The organism is Pseudomonas sp. GD04091, from assembly GCF_029836165.1.
Taxonomy (GTDB): domain Bacteria; phylum Pseudomonadota; class Gammaproteobacteria; order Pseudomonadales; family Pseudomonadaceae; genus Aquipseudomonas.
In genome coordinates this window covers 39,800-57,563 of record NZ_JAOEBG010000016.1, presented here as the reverse complement: position 1 = coordinate 57,563, position 17,764 = coordinate 39,800, and the positions used below count along the sequence as shown (strand labels likewise).

At 67.0% G+C, this 17,764-nt stretch carries 13 protein-coding genes and 1 pseudogene; 5 read left to right on the top strand and 9 right to left on the bottom strand.

All coding sequences use genetic code 11. From position 1 onward, the window contains the following. The first annotated feature begins 75 nt into the window (after positions 1-75). The 5 genes and pseudogenes from N7422_RS18485 (at position 76) to N7422_RS18465 (ending at position 5,324) form a co-directional block, all read left to right on the top strand. Positions 76-1,092, top strand: coding sequence for a YCF48-related protein (locus N7422_RS18485; protein WP_279807907.1), 1,017 nt, complete (start codon positions 76-78; stop codon positions 1,090-1,092). Then, positions 1,089-3,482 carry an RND family transporter gene (locus N7422_RS18480; protein WP_279807906.1) on the top strand — a complete coding sequence of 798 codons (2,394 nt, stop codon included), beginning with the start codon at positions 1,089-1,091 and terminating at the stop codon, positions 3,480-3,482. Before N7422_RS18485 ends, N7422_RS18480 begins: the two co-directional genes overlap by 4 nt. A gap of 135 nt (positions 3,483-3,617) precedes the next feature. Beyond that, positions 3,618-3,909: pseudogene (locus tag N7422_RS18475) on the top strand (DUF5629 family protein). Positions 3,910-3,913: 4 nt separating this feature from the next. Continuing rightward, a complete protein-coding gene (locus N7422_RS18470; protein ID WP_279807905.1) occupies positions 3,914-5,005 on the top strand; it encodes a lactonase family protein in 1,092 nt (363 codons plus the stop codon). 139 nt (positions 5,006-5,144) lie between these two features. Next, the gene (locus N7422_RS18465; RefSeq protein WP_279807904.1) at positions 5,145-5,324 is read left to right on the top strand and encodes a hypothetical protein; all 180 of its coding nucleotides are present in this window, start codon (positions 5,145-5,147) and stop codon (positions 5,322-5,324) included. 36 nt (positions 5,325-5,360) lie between these two features. Here the strand turns inward: N7422_RS18465 and N7422_RS18460 are convergent, their stop codons facing one another. The 9 genes from N7422_RS18460 to N7422_RS18420 form a co-directional block, all read right to left on the bottom strand. After that, entirely contained in the window at positions 5,361-6,077 is a 717-nt protein-coding gene (locus N7422_RS18460; RefSeq protein ID WP_279807903.1) for a hypothetical protein, read from the bottom strand. 268 nt (positions 6,078-6,345) lie between these two features. Continuing rightward, positions 6,346-6,939, bottom strand: a complete 594-nt coding sequence (locus tag N7422_RS18455; RefSeq protein ID WP_279807902.1) for a glutathione S-transferase — start codon at positions 6,937-6,939, stop codon at positions 6,346-6,348. After that, positions 6,936-10,580 (bottom strand): AAA family ATPase, encoded by a 3,645-nt coding sequence (locus N7422_RS18450; RefSeq protein ID WP_279807901.1) that lies wholly within the window; start codon positions 10,578-10,580, stop codon positions 6,936-6,938. The genes N7422_RS18455 and N7422_RS18450 overlap by 4 nt, the downstream gene beginning before the upstream one ends. Next, complete coding sequence (locus N7422_RS18445; RefSeq protein ID WP_279807900.1) at positions 10,577-11,815, bottom strand: exonuclease SbcCD subunit D C-terminal domain-containing protein; 1,239 nt, start codon at positions 11,813-11,815, stop codon at positions 10,577-10,579. Before N7422_RS18445 ends, N7422_RS18450 begins: the two co-directional genes overlap by 4 nt. Before the next feature lie 109 nt (positions 11,816-11,924). Beyond that, the gene (locus N7422_RS18440; protein ID WP_279807899.1) at positions 11,925-13,547 is read right to left on the bottom strand and encodes a BatD family protein; all 1,623 of its coding nucleotides are present in this window, start codon (positions 13,545-13,547) and stop codon (positions 11,925-11,927) included. Beyond that, the gene (locus N7422_RS18435) at positions 13,544-15,262 is read right to left on the bottom strand and encodes a VWA domain-containing protein (protein ID WP_279807898.1); all 1,719 of its coding nucleotides are present in this window, start codon (positions 15,260-15,262) and stop codon (positions 13,544-13,546) included. Before N7422_RS18435 ends, N7422_RS18440 begins: the two co-directional genes overlap by 4 nt. Further along, complete coding sequence (locus N7422_RS18430; protein ID WP_279807897.1) at positions 15,259-16,335, bottom strand: VWA domain-containing protein; 1,077 nt, start codon at positions 16,333-16,335, stop codon at positions 15,259-15,261. Before N7422_RS18430 ends, N7422_RS18435 begins: the two co-directional genes overlap by 4 nt. Beyond that, complete coding sequence (locus N7422_RS18425; RefSeq protein ID WP_279807896.1) at positions 16,328-16,822, bottom strand: DUF4381 domain-containing protein; 495 nt, start codon at positions 16,820-16,822, stop codon at positions 16,328-16,330. The genes N7422_RS18430 and N7422_RS18425 overlap by 8 nt, the downstream gene beginning before the upstream one ends. Beyond that, a complete protein-coding gene (locus tag N7422_RS18420; RefSeq protein ID WP_279807895.1) occupies positions 16,819-17,763 on the bottom strand; it encodes a DUF58 domain-containing protein in 945 nt (314 codons plus the stop codon). The genes N7422_RS18425 and N7422_RS18420 overlap by 4 nt, the downstream gene beginning before the upstream one ends. Between the last annotated feature and the right edge of the window lies 1 nt (position 17,764).

The window sequence follows — 17,764 nt, the reverse complement described above, 5'->3', positions numbered from 1 at the left end:
CAGGGCTCTGGAACAGGGTTTTCGCAGTACCTGGCAATAGATTGACCCACCACAAGAACACAACAGGGGGCAGTCATGAGACAGCGGGCAAGGGCACGCTACAGCCTGGCCGCCAGCGCGATGCTGGCGCTGGCGTTGGGCATCGGGACGGGCAATGCCCTGGCAGCGGTGGCTGCCGAGGAATACTCGGTGGAATCGGCCCAGGCCAGCCAGAGCCTGTTGATCGGCGCCACCCACGCCGGCCAGCGCCTGGTGGTGGTCGGTGATCGCGGCCATATCCTGTTCTCCGACGACCAGGGCAAGACCTGGACCCAGGCCCGGGTCCCCACCCGGCAACTGCTCACCGCAGTGTTCTTCCTCGACGACAAGCGCGGCTGGGCGGTTGGCCATGACGCGCAGATCCTCGCCAGCAGCGACGGTGGCGCGACCTGGAGCAAACAGTTCGAGGACCTCTCCCGCGAAGCCCCGCTGCTCGATGTGCGCTTCCTCGATCCGCAGCACGGTTTCGCCATCGGCGCCTATGGCGCGGTGCTGGAAACCACCGACGGCGGCCAGCACTGGCAGGACGTCGCCGAGCGCCTGGACAACCCCGACCAGCTCCACCTCAATGCCATCGCCACGGTCAAGGACGCTGGCCTGTTCATCGTCGGCGAGCAGGGCAGCATGTTCCGTTCCAGCGACGCCGGCCAGACCTGGTCGAAGGTCGAAGGCCCCTATGAGGGTTCGTTGTTCGGCGTGATCGGCACCGCCCGCTCCAATACGCTGCTGGCCTTCGGCTTGCGCGGCAACCTGTTCCGCTCCACCGATTTCGGCGACAGCTGGCAACCGATCGAGCTCAAGGCCGAACGCGGCCCGCTCGAATTCGGCCTGGCAAGCGCTACGCTTCTCGATGACGGCAGCCTGGCGCTGGTCGGCAACGGCGGCAGCGTGCTGCGCAGCCAGGACGACGGGCAGACCTTCAGCGTGCGCAACCGCGCCGACCGCATCGCCCTGTCGGGGGTCAGCGGCCTCAGCGGCGGCGGCCTGTTGCTGGTCGGCCAAGGGGGCGTGCACCTGGCCTCGGCCGATGGCACCCAGGAGGTGCGTCCATGACCAGTCGGGAGAGCTTCGACATGCAGCACAAGGACAAGGCCACCCTGCTGGAACGCCTGATCTTCAACAACCGCCCCGTGGTCATCGGCCTCTGCCTGCTGGTGAGCATCTTCCTGTTCTGGCAGGCGACGCAGATTCGCCCGTCCACCAGCTTCGAGAAGATGATCCCGCTGCAGCACCCGTTCATCGAACAGATGCTCGAGCACCGCAACGACCTGGCCAACCTCGGCAACACCGTGCGCATCTCGGTGGAGTCGACCAAGGGCGACATCTTCGACAAGGACTACATGGAGACGCTGCGGCAGATCCATGACGAGGTGTTCTACATCCCCGGCGTCGACCGCGCCGGCCTGAAGTCGCTGTGGAGCCCCAGCGTGCGCTGGAGCGAGGTCACCGAGGAAGGCTTCTCCGGTGGCGAGGTGATCCCCAACACCTACAACGGTTCGCAGGACAGCCTCGACGCGTTGCGTGACAACGTGCTCAAGTCCGGCCAGGTCGGGCGCCTGGTGGCCAACAACTTCAAGTCCAGCATCGTCGATATCCCGCTGCTGGAAAGCTATCCGGACCCGCAGGACCCTGGTCGCCAGGTCAAGCTCGACTACCAGCAGTTCTCCCACCAGCTGGAAGAGAAGATCCGCGACAAGTTCCAGGCACAGAACCCCGATGTGAAGATCCATATCGTCGGCTTCGCCAAGAAAGTCGGCGATCTGATCGACGGCCTGGTGATGGTGGCGATGTTCTTCGGCGTGGCCCTGGTGATCACCTGGGCGCTGCTGTACTGGTTCACCTGGTGCATCCGCAGCACCATCGCCGTGCTGATCACCACGCTGGTGGCGGTGGTCTGGCAGCTTGGGCTGATGCACGCGGTGGGCTTCGGCCTGGACCCGTACTCGATGCTGGTGCCGTTCCTGATCTTCGCCATCGGCATCTCCCACGGGGTGCAGAAGATCAACGGCATCGCCCTGCAGTCGAGTGACGCCGACAATGCCCTGACCGCGGCCCGGCGTACCTTCCGCCAGCTGTTCCTGCCGGGCATGATCGCCATTCTTGCCGACGCCGTGGGCTTCATCACCCTGCTGATCATCGACATCGGCGTGATCCGCGAGCTGGCCATCGGCGCCTCCATCGGCGTGGCGGTGATCGTCTTCACCAACCTGATCCTGCTGCCGGTGGCGATCAGCTATGTCGGCATCAGCCAGAAGGCCATCGCCCGCAGCAAGAAGGACGCGACTCGCGAGCATCCGTTCTGGCGCCTGCTGTCCAATTTCGCCAGCCCCAAGGTGGCGCCGGTGTCCGTGGTGCTGGCACTGCTGGCCTTCGCCGGCGGCCTCTGGTACAGCCAGAACCTGAAGATCGGCGACCTCGACCAGGGCGCCCCGGAGCTGCGTCCGGACTCGCGCTACAACCAGGACAACAGCTTCATCATCAGCAACTACTCGACCAGTTCCGACGTGCTGGTGATCATGGTCAAGACCCCGGCCGAGCAGTGCTCGATCCACTCGACCATGGCGCCGATCGACGAGCTGATGTGGACCATGGACAACACCCCGGGCGTGCAGTCGACGATCTCCCTGGTGACCGTCTCCAAGCAGGTCATCAAGGGCATGAACGAGGGCAGCCTGAAATGGGAGACCCTGTCGCGCAACCCGGACATCCTCAACAACTCCATCGCCCGCGCCGACGGCCTGTACAACGCCGACTGCTCGCTGGCACCGGTGCTGGTGTTCCTCAACGACCACAAGGCCGAGACCCTGGAGCGGGTCACCGCCGCCGCCAAGGCCTTCGCCGACAGCCATAACAAGGACGGCCTGCAGTTCCTCCTGGCGGCGGGTAACGCCGGCATCGAGGCGGCCACCAACGAAGTGATCAAGTCGGCCGAGCTGACCATCCTGATCCTCGTCTACATCTGCGTGGCGGTGATGTGCATGATCACCTTCCGCTCGTTCGCCGCGACGCTGTGCATCGTGCTGCCGCTGGTCCTGACCTCGGTGCTGGGCAACGCGCTGATGGCGTTCATGGGCATCGGCGTGAAGGTTGCCACGCTGCCGGTGGTGGCGCTGGGCGTGGGCATCGGCGTGGACTACGGGATCTACATCTACAGCCGCCTGGAGAGCTTCCTGCGCGCTGGCCTGCCATTGCAGGAGGCCTACTACGAGACCCTGCGCTCCACCGGCAAGGCGGTGCTGTTCACCGGCCTGTGCCTGGCCATCGGCGTGTGCACCTGGATCTTCTCGGCCATCAAGTTCCAGGCCGACATGGGCCTGATGCTGACCTTCATGCTGCTGTGGAACATGTTCGGCGCGCTCTGGCTGCTGCCGGCGCTGGCACGCTTCCTGATCAAGCCGGGCAAGCTGGCGGGCAAGGAGGGTGGGTCGATCTTCGCCCATTGATCGAAGCGGCTGTAGAGTCTGTGGGAACGGGTTTACCCGCGAATACGACGGTGCATTCACCGACGCATTCGCGGGTAAACCCGTTCCCACAGCGTATACTGCCTGCTCATTTTTCTATCGGTACTTGCGCCTCCCATGCCCACCCTAGCCACCGCCCTCGCATCCTGCGACATGCTCCTGATCGACGGCCTGCATGCCTTCGACTTCACCTTCGACGACAGCGGCCTGGCCATCGAATGCATGGACGGCCGCCAACTGCGCCGCTGGACCTTCACCGCCGAACAGGTCGCCGCAGCCACCGGCGCAGGTGACGACTGGAGCCTGGCCAGTGACCAAGGCGAGCATCGTCTAGTCTGTATGAGTGCCTTTCGCGCTCCGGATGAAGAAGACGAATGAACAGGAAATGGACACGCCTGCTGACCGTTAGCCTCATGGCTTTGTCAGTCAACGCCCAGGCCGCCACGTTGCTGGTGGGCAGCTACACCGACAACGGCAGCGAAGGGATCTACCGCTACGACTTCGATCCCCGCACTGGCCAGATCGACGTCAAGCCCCGGCAAGTGGTCAAGAGCGTCAGCCCCTCGTGGTTGGTGCTGTCCGCCGACCAGCGTCAGTTGTTCGCGGTCAATGAAACCCGGCAAGGCCAGGTCAGCAGTTTTTCACTGAGCAGGAATGGCGAGATCAAGCTGTTGAACCAGGTGCCCAGCCAGGGCGACGAGCCGACCCACGCCAGCCTCAGCCACGACCAGCGCTACCTGTTCGTCGCCAACTATGCCGTTGCCCCCGATCCGGGCGGCAGCCTGGTGGTGCTGCCAGTGGCCAGGGACGGCAAGCTCAAGCCGGTGGTGCAGCAGGCCCGGCACGCGCCGAGCAAGGTCAACCCCGAGCGCCAGGCCGGTGGCCATGTGCATTCGCTGGTGCTGTCGCCCGATGGCCGCCACCTGTATGCCTGCGACCTGGGGGCGGACAAGGTGTTCATCTACCGCTACGACGGCGCCAGCCCCGAGCATCCGCTGAGCCCGGCGATCCCGCCAGCGGTCGACCTGCCACCGGGTAGCGGGCCACGCCACCTGCTGTTCGATGCCAAGGGCCGGCACGCCTATCTGACGTTGGAGATGAGCGCTGAGGTGGCGGTGTTCGATGTGCAGGACGGCGCGTTGAGCGAGCGGCAGCGCCTGCCCCTGACCGACAGCAAGGACGCGGCGGCGAAGGCCGCTGGTGGCCTGCACCTGTCGGCCGATGGTCGCTTCCTCTATGTCAGCAACCGCGGTACGGCCAACGAGATCGTGGTGTATGCCGTGGGCAAGGACGATGGCCTGCTCACCTTGCTGCAGCGCCGTTCGGTGGAGGGCGACCATCCCCGGGAGTTCGCCCTCGATCCAGATGGCAACTACTTGCTGGTGGCGAACCAGAAGAGCAACCAGATCGTGGTCATGCGCCGTGACCCGCGCAGCGGCAAGCTGGGGGACACGGTGCAGCAGCTGTCCCAGCAGGCCCCTTCGGACCTCAAGTTTCTTGAATGATGCACCCCGGGGCAATTATCGATAGCCGTGATAATCGCTACTGCCGCAATGAATTTTTCCAGGCGCACGCATCGGCGTAAGTTTTGAACCAAGGCCCCGACGGGCCCACTTCAAACCCCAGAAGCCGAGGTCCGCCCCCATGAACTTCAATCTCTTCCCGGTCATCGCCGCATCCGCCATTTCCGCTTCCGTCGTCCTGCCGGCTCACGCCCAGGCCCAGATCACCGAGCATAAATCCTCGGTCCAGAGCTATACCCAGAAGTACCTGCAGCAGAGCGCCAACTTCTACGCGGCGCTGGATCACAAGGCGCAGCACTGAACCGACTTGGTCCTGGACCTGGTTTCGCACAGGTGCTCAGACGCCTTTGGGAACCCAGGTCAGCTGCTCTTCACAGCGAATGCCGATCTGCAGGTTCTGCTCGTCCAGATAAGGATTGCCCTGCGCATCGATCAGGTAGAACACCTCGTGCAGGTACTGTTCGCCCTTGGCATCCCTGTAGCAGCGAAACGCCGTGTTGGCCGGGAAGGTCTTCCTGATCGTGGAAAACAACGCCTTGCTGCCAACCAGCGCGTTGAAGCCTTGCTGATCTGCAAACTTCGCCACCCCGGCGAGCGTGACCATGTCCTGGAAGTACGCCTGCATGTTCTTGCCTGAACAGGTCCCGTGCTTTCGCCATTCGTGGGCAAACATGCCTTCCGGCTCCTTGGTCACCAGCGCCCGGAGCGGCTTGTTGTCCAGTACCGCCTTCATTTCGTCTGCCGGCATCGCGCACGCCTCTTTTTTACAGGCAGGAGAGGTCGTGCAGAACTGTGGGTGGCGATTGGTCACTTCACCTTCGGATTTGCTGTAAGGCCACAGGCCGTGGCTCAGCAGCCGTTGTGGCGGCTGGTCGCAGCCAGCTGTCGCAGGCTTCATGATGCAGAAGGTCGGTTGCCAGGTGAACGAGTAGACCAGGAAGTCGGTCTTGAACTCCTCCTGGGACGGGCCGGCGGCCTCGTTCGCATCCAGTCCCCAGGCGTTGCCGATGCAGGCGAGCAGCAGTGCTCCAAACAGTTTCTTGCGCATGTTCATGGGCCATGTCCCTTGGCATTGGTCGCAGCGATAGCCGCGGCTCACGGCTCACTAATACCGCCGTCGATCATTTCCGGCCACTGGCAAAAATGCCAGGTCGGCTGACTCAAATGTAAAGAACGTGGTGATATCACATGGCCATGTGATTAAATTTGACGCTAATTTTTTGACTGGCCGGGGGTGAATGATGATGTGGCGTATCGCGGCGGTTGTGCTCTTGCTGATGTCCTCGCCGATCCTGGCGATCTGACGTCGCCTTTGGCGGGTGCTACTTCGCCATGACGGCCCTGAACAGCGCTGACTCCAGCCAGCCCTGCAACCAGTTGCGCAAGCGCGGATAGGCCGCTGCGGCGAACCATTCGGGTTCGACCCCGGCAAACTGGCGCATCAAGGGCAACAGGGCGGCATCGGCCAGGCTTGGGTGATCGGCCAGCAGGTAGGGCCTGCCTTCGAGCAGGCTTTCCAAAGTGGCCAGCCACGGCTCGGCCTGGGCGCGGTAGTGCGTCCGGGAGTGCTCAGGGTAGCGCTCGGCGTATTTGTACAGGTTCACCTGTGCCTTGAACGTGCCGTCGTTGCGCGCGATCAATGCTTCGCCCTGTTGCGCCGCAGTCGGATCGGCCAGCAGGCGCCAATCCTCGGGATCATGCCGGGCGAGTGCCCAGCGCATGATGTCCAGGCTCTCTTCCAGCACGCCATCCCCGGTATCGAGCACCGGCACCGTGCCCTTGGGCGACAGCGCCAGCAGCTCGGCGGGCTTGTCTTTCATCTTCACTTCCACGATCCGCACGTCGCACCCGGCGTAGCGCAGGGCCAGGCGCGCGCGCATGGCCCAGGGGCAGCGGCGGAACGAGTAGAGGATCACCCGCACACCTCCACGTCGCTCAGGCCATTGCCCTGGCGGCGCACCTGGATCTGCACCGGGATGCGCTCGTGCATCTCCTGCACGTGGGAAATCACCGCCACCTTGCGTCCCTGGGCCTGCAGACCGTCCAAGGCGTCCATGGCCAGTTGCAGCGATTCGGGGTCGAGGCTGCCGAAGCCCTCGTCGATGAACAGCGACTCGATACGCAGTGTGCTGGAGGCCATCGATGCCAGGCCCAAGGCCAGGGCCAGGGAGACCAGGAAGGTTTCGCCGCCCGACAGCGAGTGCACCGAGCGCAGCTCGTCGCCCATCTCGGTGTCCAGCACCAGCAGGCCCAGGGCGCTGCCGCCGCGCTTGAGGCGATAACGTTTCGCCAGCTGGCGCAGTTGGCTGTTGGCATGATGCAGCAGCAGGTCGAGGTTGTAGCCCTGGGCGATCTTGCGGAACACATCGCCCGAGGCCGAGCCGATCAGGGCATTCAGGCGGGCCCAGCGCTGCCATTGCCGATAGGCCTGGTCGATCTGCTCGGCCAGCGCCTGGTGCGCCTGCTGGCGGCGCTGATCGTCCGCTTGCCGGGCGCGCAGTTCGGCGCACTGTTGCTCATGCACCGACAGACGCTGCTGGAGTTCCGCGAGGGCATGTTCCAGTGCGTGCGCAGGCAGTTCGTCCTGAGCCTGGGCAGCGTGCTGCTGCAGGCGTTGCTCGCGCTCCTGCAACAATACGCGGCCTTGTTCGATGGCTTTTTCCACGGCCTGCAGGTGCAGGCGCAGTTCGCTGACCTGGGTATCGTCGATAGCCAACAGGCGATCGAGGCCGGCGTCGTCCAGTTCCGGGTGCTCGGCGCGCCATTGGCCGATCTCGCCCTGCAACTGCTGGCACTCCTGCTCCAGGGCTTGCTGGCGCTGGGCATTGGCCTTGAGTTCACCGGCCAGCTGCACACCCTGGGTGCGCAGTTCCTGCAAGCGCTGGGAGGTGTCGGCGTCGGCGGCGCGGGCCTGTTCCAGCTGCGCGTCCATATGCTGTTGCCAGGCTTCGGCACTGGCGTGCTCGCCGAGCAGCTCGCCCAGGGTGTCCTGGGCCTGGCGGTGCTGCTCGCCCAAGGCTGCGAGCTTGTTCTGGAGCTGCTGCTGGCTGTGCTGTCGCGCCTGTTGCTGGTCGCGCAGCTTGTCCAGCTGGACCTGGCGGGCCTGCTGTTCTTCCTGCTCGTCCTTGCGTCGGTCCAGGTGCTGCCGGCGCTGGGCGATCTGCTGGTCAAGGCCGAGGAAGGCATTGGCCGGATCGTCGCGCAGGGCTTGGAGAATATCTGCGGGCAGCACGCTGGCGAGGTCCTCGAGGCCTTGCGCGAGCTGTTGCTCGTCGGCGGCCAGGGCCTGGTGCTGCTGGTCGAGGTGGCGCTGGGCCTGCTGTTGGGTTTCGCTGGCGGCCTGCAACTGCTGGCTGAGGCGGGCGGCGTCCTTTTGCAGGGCGAGCAGGGTGGCCTGGCGTTTCTCGTCGCGGTCGATCTCCTCGCCGAGGCGGCGCAGTTGGCCGTCCAGCCAGGCACTGCGAGCCTTGTCATCCTGTGGCGCGAGTGCCGGCCACAGGGCGTGGGCTCGTACCTGTTCGAGCGAGGGCTGCAGTTGTTCGCTCAGTTGCAGCTGTTGCTGCTGGTAATCCTTGAGCTGGGCGTTGACCACGCCCAGCTGGGTGCGCAGCTCCACCAGCTTGCCATTGAGCTGTTCGACCTGCTTGTGCGCGGCGTCTTCCTCGGCCTGGTCATGGCGACCCAGGCTTTGCAGCAGTGCTTCGGGCTGGTGGAACGGGTGCTCGGCGCTGCCGCACACCGGACACGGCTCGCCATCGCGCAGCTGCGCGCGCAGTTCCTCGACGCTGGTGTTGCGCGCCAGCCGCTGGCGTTCGAGCAACTGACGGGTCAGGGTCAGCGCCTGCTCGGCGGCTTCCAGCTCGGTCTTGGCGGCGGTGCCTTCGCCGATCAGTTGCTGGCGCTGCTGCATGGCCTGCTGCTGGCGTTCGCGCAGGGTGTCGATGTGCTGCTGCAGTTCCAGCGCGCGGCCATGCAGGCGCGACAGATCTTCGACGGCGCGCTGCTGCTTGCGGTTGTCCTGGAGCATGGCGCCCAGCAGGTCGATCTGTTCGGCCAGCGCCTGGGGCTCGGCTCCGGCCTCACGGAACAACAGCTCGAAACTGTCACGCTGCGCTTGCAGCTGGGCGTTGGCCTGGCTGACCTGGGCCTGCAGGCCGGGCAGCTCGTCGCGCCCCTTGGCCAGGCGGCCGCCGATCAGCATCACTTGTTTCAATTGCGGCAGGTAGGCTTGCCAGGCGTCGGCGAGGCTGGCGAGGTGCTCGCTTTCGGCGAGAGCGCTGTCGATCTGCGCCAGCTGTTGCAGGCTGCGCTGCTGGTGTTCCTCCAGCTGCTGCAGCTGTTGCAAGGCTTCGGCAACTTCCCGCGAGGCCTGCGCGCAGGCTTCACGTTGCTCGGCCAGCGCTGCGTCGAGGCGGGCAAGGTCACCCTGGGCCGCGAAGGCCTGGCGCAGGCGCGGGGCATTTTCGCTGTGCAGCGCCTGGCTCTGGGCCAGGTTCTGGCGCGCCGCCTGCAGTGCCTGTTCCAGCTCGATGGTCTTGTCTTGCAGTTCGCTTTGCTGCTGCTGTTGCTGGGCGATTTCCGCCAGCAGTGGCAGCCGTTGCGCGGCCAGCTGCTGTTGGCGGTGGAATTGGTGGCGCTGTGGGGCCAGGCGCTCCAGGCGTTGCAGGTCCACGCGCTGTTCGGCCAGTTGCTGCCAGTCGAGCTCGGCGGCCTGCAGGGTTGCGCGCGCCTCGCTGTGCTGGGCCTGCAGCCGGTGCTGTTCTGCGAGCCAGGCGCGCTGCTGCTCCAGCTGACGCTGGCGCGACTGATCGGCCTTGAAGCCTTGCTGGGCCTGCTCCAGCTCCTGATCGAGCGCGGTCCGCGCCGCGGCCTCCATTGGCAGCAGGTGCTCGGCCTGTTTCTTCAGGTCGCTGTGCGTCTCGCCGGTTTCCCGGGCCTTGCTGAAGGCGCGCTGGCCAAGGCGGGTGTAGATCGCCGTGTTGGTGAGCTTTTCCAGCAGCTCGCTGCGTTCCTTGTCGTCAGCCTTGAGGAAGGCGCCGAACTCGCTCTGGGCCAGCATCACCGCCCGGGTGAACTGCTCGAAGTTCAGGCCCAGACGGGCCTCGACCAGCTGCTTGTATTCGTTCTTGCCGCTGCCCAGCAGCTGTTCGCTGTCCAGGTCGTAGAGGCTCTGGCGGCTGTGCTGCAGCTTGCCGTTGGCCTTCTCGCGGGCGCGGTTGGCCTCCCAGCGGGCGCGGTAGCGGCCGCCGTCGATGCCGACGAAGTCCACCTCGGCAAATCCGCTGCCGGTGCCTCGGCGCAGCAGGTTGCGCGGGTCGGAGGTGGGGATTTCGCCGTCGGCGTCCGGCACCTTGGCTTCCCGGGCGATGTCGTTGAGCCGTGGCACGCTGCCGAACAGCGCCAGGCACAGGGCGTCGAGCAGGGTGCTCTTGCCGGCGCCGGTGGGCCCGGTGATGGCGAAAAGACCGGCGCTGGCCAGGGGCTCGGCGGTGAAGTCGATATCGATGGGGCCGGCCAGCGAGGCCAGGTTCTTCAGGCGGATGGCGAGAATCTTCATGCCTGTTCCTCCTCGTGCAGGACGTCCTGCAGCAGTTCGGCGAAATCGGCCAGGGCCTGCTCGTCGGCGGGGTTGCCATAGGCTTGCTCCCAGGCGCGACCGAACAGGTCCTGGGGCGTCATCTGGGCCAGCTCGACGAAGGCTTGGTCGTCGTCTTCCTGGCGGCCGGCGCCTGCGTATTCGGCGCTGATACGCACCAGGCGCACGGCCTTGCCCTGCAGGGCCGCCTCGATCTGCTGGCGCAGGTCGGGTTGCGGCTCGTCGAGGCGCACCCGCACCTCCAGCCAGGGCTGGCGGTTGGGGTCTTCGAGCAGGTCGATTTCCGGCAGTTGGCCGAGCTGTTCGAGCAGCTCGGCCAATGGCGCCGGGCCGACCCGCTGCAGCGCCACCGCGCGGGGGACCAGGCGCGGCTCGACGCTGACCAGTTCGCTGCCCTGCAGCTCCACTTCCAGCACCTGGTGCGGGTAGTTGATCTCGGCGAACGACAGCGGGATCGGCGCGCCGCTGTAGCGGATGCGGTCTTCGCGATTGACCTTCTGCGGCTTGTGCAGGTGGCCGAGGGCGACGTAACCGATGGCCTTGTCGAACAGCCGCGCCGGCAGGGCCTCGGCATTGCCGATGATCAGGCTGCGCTCGGAGTCCTCCGAGATGCTGCCGCCGGCCATGTGCGCATGGCTGATGGCGACCAGGGCCTGGTCCTTCTTGCGTTTCTTCTGCGCGGCGGCGATGAGCTGCTCGTGCACCTGGGCGATGCCCTGCAGGTAGTCGTCACCCAGGGTGGGCCCGGTGACCTCGGCCGGGCGCAGGAAGGGCAGGGCCAGGCACCAGGCCTCGACCTTGCCGCGGGCGTTGGTCAACGGGATCAGCAGGCGCTCGGCGTCGAGCTGGCCTTCGTCGAGCCAGTGCACCCGGCCCAGGGCATGGGTGCGCAGGCGGCGCATCAGCGGCGCCGGCAGCTCGATGCGCGAGCCGGAGTCATGGTTGCCGGCGATCATCACGATATCCAGCTTGGGCTGCTGCTCGTGGGCCTGGACGATGAAGTCGTAGAGGCGTTCCTGGGCTTTGACCGGTGGGTTGACGGTATCGAAGATGTCGCCGGCGATCAGCAGCGCGTCGGGCTGGCGCAGGCGCAGCTGACCCAGCAGCCAGTCGAGGAAGCAGGTGTGTTCGAAGTCGCGTTCCTGGCCATGCAGGCTCTGGCCCAGGTGCCAGTCGGAGGTGTGAAACAGACGCATGGAAGATCCGTTGGATGATCGGCGGAGGCTTTGGATAAGGGCGGTATGGTAACCCATCGCGGGGCAAGCCCGCTGCCATGGCGTGGGAGCGGGCTTGCCCCGCGATGGGTTACTTGGGATACAGCGGCGGCAAGCTACCGGCTTCACCCGACGGCGCCAGTACCTGCTCGGCCGGGATCGCGCCAATGGCCCGCCACAGCTCGTCGCCATGCCAGTACTGGCCGCTTTCGCTGTAGAGGGCGCCGTTGAGGCCATCGAGTGCGTCGGACAGGGGCACGAACCGCGCCGCCATCTCGGCCAGTGTTTCCGGTTGCTGCCGCGCCCAGGCGTCCAGCGCCTGGCGCGTGGCCTGTGGGTCGTTGGCCTGGCAGGCGCGCTTGAGGTCGTCGAGCAGCGTGCGTGGGCTTGGGCCGCTCTGCGCCGCCCGCAGCACTGCCGGTTGCGAGCGTGCGCGCCACCAGAGGATGAAGCCGAGCAGCGTGGTAAGGGCCAGCACCAGGGTCGCCAGCTGCCATGGCCAGAGCAGGTGGGTACCGGTGTCGGTGTCGCCCACCGGGGTGTCGGCGCTCAGCGCCGGATTGTCCTGCACATCGAGGGTGCGCGCCGGCAGGCTGCTGTGCTCCAGGTGATCCTCGCGGGTGTTCCACCAGGTCACTTCCAGCGCCGGCAGGGCCAGCGCGCCGCTGTGGGTGGGCACCAGCGCCTCGCGCTCCTCGCGGTTGGCGATCATGCCGCGTTCGCCGATTTCGTTACGTAGCAGCGGCTGGTCGGGGTAACGGCGCAGGCCCACGGCCTCGGTGGCCGGCAGCGGCGGCAACTGGGTGCTCGACAGCCCTTCGGCGCGCAGGGTGACGTTGCGCGTCAGCGAGTCGCCGATCTGCGTCGGCTGGTTCGCCGGGTCAGGGTTCCAGCGCTCTTCCAGGGTCAGGCTGCGGGCGGGCAGCCATGGGCGATCGGCCGGATAGCCGGGCGGGATCGGCTTGACCTCGAGACGCAGCGGCAGCGAGCTGACTTGCACTTGGCGCCCGACCCGCGGCGTGCCGGCCGGCTGTTCGCCATTGTCGGCGGCGGTGGCGGTGAAGCGCAGGGCGGGCACTTCGAGACTGCCGCTTCGCTGCGGGTAGAGGGCGTAACGGGTTTCGATCACCCCATGGCGCACGCCGTTGATCTCTTTTTCGTAGGTGCGCGACTCGCCCAGCGGATCGACCTTGGCATTCTCCAACTGCAACGGGCTGAGGTTGCTGTCGTCGTACAGCGCCACCGAATGATAGATGCGCAGGGTGAGCACGGCCTGGGCCTGGACATACACGCTGCTGCTGTCGAGGGTCGCTTCGACGAACACCTGCGAGGCCACGTCCGGGCGCTGGCTGTCGGCCTGCTGCACCTGCAGCTCGATGGCCTGGCTGCGCGACTGGCCCAGCTGCAGCTCGGGGATGCGCAGGCTGCCGCTGCGCCGGGGCAGCAGAGTGATGATCCAGCGGGTGCTGGCGCGGGTCTCGCCGTCCAGGCTGTGCAGGCTGTTGAGCTGGCGTGTGCCGCGGACTTCGAAGTCGCCTTCCAGGGCGCGCAGGTCAGGTTTGCCGAACTGGGTGACGTCCTGGCTCTCGAGCGTGAGCTCCAGGGTTTCGCCGGCCTCCAGGCGCGTGCGGTCGACGCTGGCTTGCAGGGTGGGTGCGGCCTGGGCCGCGAGGCTCCACAGCAGGCCAAGGAGAAAGACGCCGAAGCGACTCATCGTGGGGTTTCCTGATGCAATTGCTGTTCGTACCAGAATTTGCGCCGCAACAGCTCTGCCGGGTTGTCGGGGATCTCCCGCAGCCATTGTTCCAGGGCCTGGCGCTGTTCGGCGTCGAGGCTGGTGGAAACCGGCCGCTGGGGCGGTTGGGTAACGCTGTCGTCGTCGCCGCCGGCATTGCCCGGCGGGGCCTGGGCATTGCTGGCGCTGTCGGCGGACTCCTGGGCCTGGGCCTGTTCGTCGCTGCCGGGTGTGCCCTGGGCCTGGCTGCTGGATGAGCTGCTGTTGCCGTCGGTGTCGTTGCCGGGTGTGCCTTGGGCATCGGCATCGGCCGGTTGTTCCTCGGCCTGGGCTTCGCGCTGCTGCAACAGTTGCTGTACCAGAGCCTGGTTGTCCAGTGCCGGTTTCAGATCGGGCTGGCGCTCCAGCGCCTGTTCGTAGGCGTCCAGCGCCGCCTCCAGCTCGCCTGCGCGGGCCAGGGCATTGCCTCGATTGTAGTGGGCGGCGGCGTCGTTGCCCTGGGCGAAGGCCGCGGCGGCTGCGGCGAAGTCGCCCGCCTGGTAAAGCGCCATGCCACGCCATTGTGGATCGACGAAATGGCGGGCCGCCGCGGCCGGTTGCTGGCGCTCCAGCAAGCGCAGGCCTTGCTGGTCGGGGCGCAGCCACAGATCGTTGAACTCGAAGGCCTGGCTGGGCTGCGGCAAGGCCAGCAGCAGTGGCAGGCAGAACAGCCAGCCGCGGCGACCGGCGCAGGCGGCGAGCAGCAGCAGGGGCAGCAGCAGCCAGTAGCCCTGGTCGGCCCAGCTGTCCAACTGCAGGGTCTGGCCATCGTTGTGCAGCAGGCGTGGGTTGTCGAACAGGCCCAGGCCGCGCAGGTCGAGGTCGTCGATACGGGCATGGCGGTAGCGCCCGCCGGTGCTGGCGATGAAAGCCTTGAGCGAGGCGCTGTCCAGGCGTGGCAGGAGAATACCGCCCTGGTCGTCCTTGAGGTATTCGCCGTTGGCCTGGCGCACCGGGGCGCCCTCGGTGGTGCCGACGCCTAGCATCAGCAGGCTCGGCCCTTGGCGGCCGAGGGCCTGCTGGATGCCTTCGCGCTCCTGGTTGCTCAGCGCCGAGCCGATCAGCAGCAGCCGGCCCTGGCCCAGGCCGCTCTGGGCCAGCAACGCCAGGCCCTTGCGCACGGCGAGATCGGCACGCTGGCCCGGCTGCGGCATGATCGACGGGTCGACGGCTTCGAGCAGGTTGCGGGTGGTGCCCAGGTCGTCGGACAGCGGCACCAGGGTGTGGGCGCTGCCGGCATAGACGATCAGCGCGGTCTGGCTGTCGCGGCGGTGTTCAAGCAGGTCGAGGATCTTGCGTCGGGCCTGTTCCAGACGGTTGGGCGCGCTGTCCTCGGCGAGCATCTGCGGGGTCAGTTCGAGCAGGATCACCAGCGGGTCGGCCGGACGCTGACGGGTTTCCTCCAGGCGCTGCCAGCTCGGCCCGAGCAGGGCGAGCACGATCAGCAGCCAGGCCAGGCCCAGGGCGATCCACGGCAGCTTCCTGCTGCCACCGCTGCCGCCACCGAGCAGCACTGCGTGGAACGGTTGCGGCAGGATCAACTGCCAGCGCCCGGCACGTTTGCGCCGATGCCAGAGCTTGTACAGCAGCCAGCCGAGCAGCGGCACGACCAGCAGCCAGAGTGGGCGCAGCCATTGGGGCCAGAGTTCGATCATCGCCGTCTCCTCAGGCGCAGGCGTTTGAGGCGCTGGCGCCATTCCGGGTGCGGCTGCAGGAAGCGTGGCTTGCGCAGCAGGCGTTGCAGCCGGTTGTCCGGCCATTGCACGGCCACCACCAGCAGCACGCTGAGCAGCAGCGCCAGGCCCAGCGGCCAGGCATACAGTTCGGTGGCGGTACGTGCCTGGGTGGGTTGCTGGGCCACCGGTTCGAGCTGGTCGAGGGTGTCGCCGATGGCGTCCAGCTCGGCGCCGTCGTGGGCGCGGAAGTAGCTGCCGTGGGTGATCTCGGCGATGTCCTTGAGGGCGGCTTCGTCCAGGTCGAGGCTGGGGTTCAGTCCGAGCAGGCCGGGGGTACCGCTGGCCTCGGGGTTGGCGCCGATGCCGATGGTGTAGATGCGCACGCCTTCCTGGGCGGCCAGGCGCGCGGCGGTCAGCGGGTGGATCTGCCCGCCGTTGTTGGCGCCGTCGGTGACCAGGATCAGCACCCGGCTCTGCGCCGGGCGCTGGCGCAGGCGCTTGACGGCCAGGCCGATGGCGTCGCCGATGGCGGTGTTCTTGCCGGCGATGCCAATCTGCGCTTCGTCGAGGAAGGTGCGCACGGTGCGCCTGTCGAAGGTCAGCGGTGCCTGCAGGTAGGCCTGGCTACCGAACAGGATCAGCCCGACCCGGTCGCCCTGGCGGTCCTGGAGGAAGTCGCCCATCAGCGCCTTGACCAGGTCCAGGCGGCTGATTTCATCGTCCTTCCACTGCATGTCGGGGAAGTCCATGGAGCCGGACACGTCCACCGCCACCAGCAGGTCGCGGCCGCTGGCCGATACCGGAACAGGCTCGCCCAGCCATTGCGGGCGCGCGGCGCCCAGCAGCAGGAGCAGCCAGATCAGGATGAACGGCGCCTGCTGGCGCCAGGTCGGCAGGTTCAGGCGCGCCCGGCGCCCGGCCAGGCCTTCGAGCTCGTCGAGGAAGCCGACCTTGAGCACCGGCTCGCCGCTGTCGGCCGCGGGCAGCACCAGGCGCGCCAGCCAGGGCAGCGGCAACAGCAGGAAGATCCACGGCCAGGCCAGTTCAAACATGCTTGCGGATCCAGGTTTCGACCGCCTGGGCGAGCCCGGCGATGGCCTTGTCGTCGAGTTTGCACTCGGGCTTGTAGGCGCCTTCGACCAGCACCATCCAGCGGGTCAGGCCAGCGGCCGGGCAACGGTTGTCGAGAAAGGCCAGCCATTGCCGGCCATTGAGCGTATGGCTGTTGGCGCCGGGGTAGTGAGTGCGACACAGACGCTTGAGCAGGGCGTTGATCTGCTGCAGCCAGGCGCCGGCCGGAGCGCCGTCGTAGGGGCGCGGCAGGCGCGCCAGCTCGGCCAGGGCCTCGACGCGGACCGGGTCCAGGGGCTGCTCGGCCCGTACCACCTTGCGCTTGCCCGGTCGCCAGCGGCGCAGGCGCCACAGGCCCCAGCCCAGCAGGGGCAGCAGGACGGGCAGCAGCCACCAGCCCGGCGCCGGTGGCCACAGGCCGATGGTGGGCGGGGCGATCAGCGGCTGCAGCTGATCCAGCGGATTCATCGGCTGCTCCCTGGGCGCTGCGCGTTCAGGTACTCGCGCAGCTGTTCGATCATCTCGCTCTGGGTGCTCAGGGGCATCAGCACTACCCGTAGCTTCTGCGCCAGCAGCTCCCAGCGCTCGATGCGCGCCTCGGCCTGCTGGCGGTAGGCCTGGCGCAGGTTGGCATCGAGGGTGTCGAGCTCCAGCTGCGCGCCGCGCTGGGCGAAACGCAACAGGCCAGCGGCGGGCAGGGCGTGATCGAGCGGGTCGCTGATCGGCATCAGCAGCACGTCGCAGTGGCGCGACAGCATCGCCAGGTGCTGCTCGACGCTGGCGTTGAGCGCGCGTTCGTCGCAGATCACGATGGCCAGGCTGCCCGGGCGCAGTACCTCGCGCGCCCGGCGCAGGGCCAGGTCGAGGCTGTCGGGTTGCGGCACGGCTTCGGTGTGCAGGGCCTGATTGGCCTTGGCCAGGCGGTTGAGCAGCTGCAGCAGGCTTTGCTTGCTGCGTCGCGGCTTGATCTCCAGGTGATCGTTGTCGCCGAACACCAGCCCGCCGATGCGGTCGTTGTGGCCCAGCGCGGCCCAGCCGAACAGCGCCGCTGCCTGGGCCGCCAGCACCGACTTGAACATCAGCCCCGAACCGAAGAACAGCCGCTGGCTCTGTTCGACCATGATGAAGATCGGTCGCTCGCGCTCCTCATGGAACAGTTTGGTGTGCGGCTCCTGGGTGCGCGCGGTGACGCGCCAGTCGATGTTGCGCACATCGTCGCCGGCCTGGTAGACGCGCACCTGGTCGAAGTCGACGCCGCGTCCGCGCAGCTTGGAGTGGTGCAGGCCGACCAGCGGACTGCGCTGGCCGGGCCGGGAGAACAGCTGGATTTCGCGTACGCGGTGGCGCATGTCGATCAGGTCGGACAGGCCGATGCGGATGCCGGGTTCGGCCAGCTGGGTGGTGGGCATG

Coding starts and splice junctions, on each gene's coding strand:
- N7422_RS18465 (WP_279807904.1), top strand. CDS start 5,145: ATGAACTTCAATCTCTTCCCGGTCATCGCCGCATCCGCCATTTCCGCT.
- N7422_RS18420 (WP_279807895.1), bottom strand. CDS start 17,763: ATGCCCACCACCCAGCTGGCCGAACCCGGCATCCGCATCGGCCTGTCC.
- N7422_RS18470 (WP_279807905.1), top strand. CDS start 3,914: ATGGCTTTGTCAGTCAACGCCCAGGCCGCCACGTTGCTGGTGGGCAGC.
- N7422_RS18480 (WP_279807906.1), top strand. CDS start 1,089: ATGACCAGTCGGGAGAGCTTCGACATGCAGCACAAGGACAAGGCCACC.
- N7422_RS18430 (WP_279807897.1), bottom strand. CDS start 16,335: ATGTTTGAACTGGCCTGGCCGTGGATCTTCCTGCTGTTGCCGCTGCCC.
- N7422_RS18450 (WP_279807901.1), bottom strand. CDS start 10,580: ATGAAGATTCTCGCCATCCGCCTGAAGAACCTGGCCTCGCTGGCCGGC.
- N7422_RS18440 (WP_279807899.1), bottom strand. CDS start 13,547: ATGAGTCGCTTCGGCGTCTTTCTCCTTGGCCTGCTGTGGAGCCTCGCG.
- N7422_RS18485 (WP_279807907.1), top strand. CDS start 76: ATGAGACAGCGGGCAAGGGCACGCTACAGCCTGGCCGCCAGCGCGATG.
- N7422_RS18445 (WP_279807900.1), bottom strand. CDS start 11,815: ATGCGTCTGTTTCACACCTCCGACTGGCACCTGGGCCAGAGCCTGCAT.
- N7422_RS18435 (WP_279807898.1), bottom strand. CDS start 15,262: ATGATCGAACTCTGGCCCCAATGGCTGCGCCCACTCTGGCTGCTGGTC.
- N7422_RS18460 (WP_279807903.1), bottom strand. CDS start 6,077: ATGAACATGCGCAAGAAACTGTTTGGAGCACTGCTGCTCGCCTGCATC.
- N7422_RS18425 (WP_279807896.1), bottom strand. CDS start 16,822: ATGAATCCGCTGGATCAGCTGCAGCCGCTGATCGCCCCGCCCACCATC.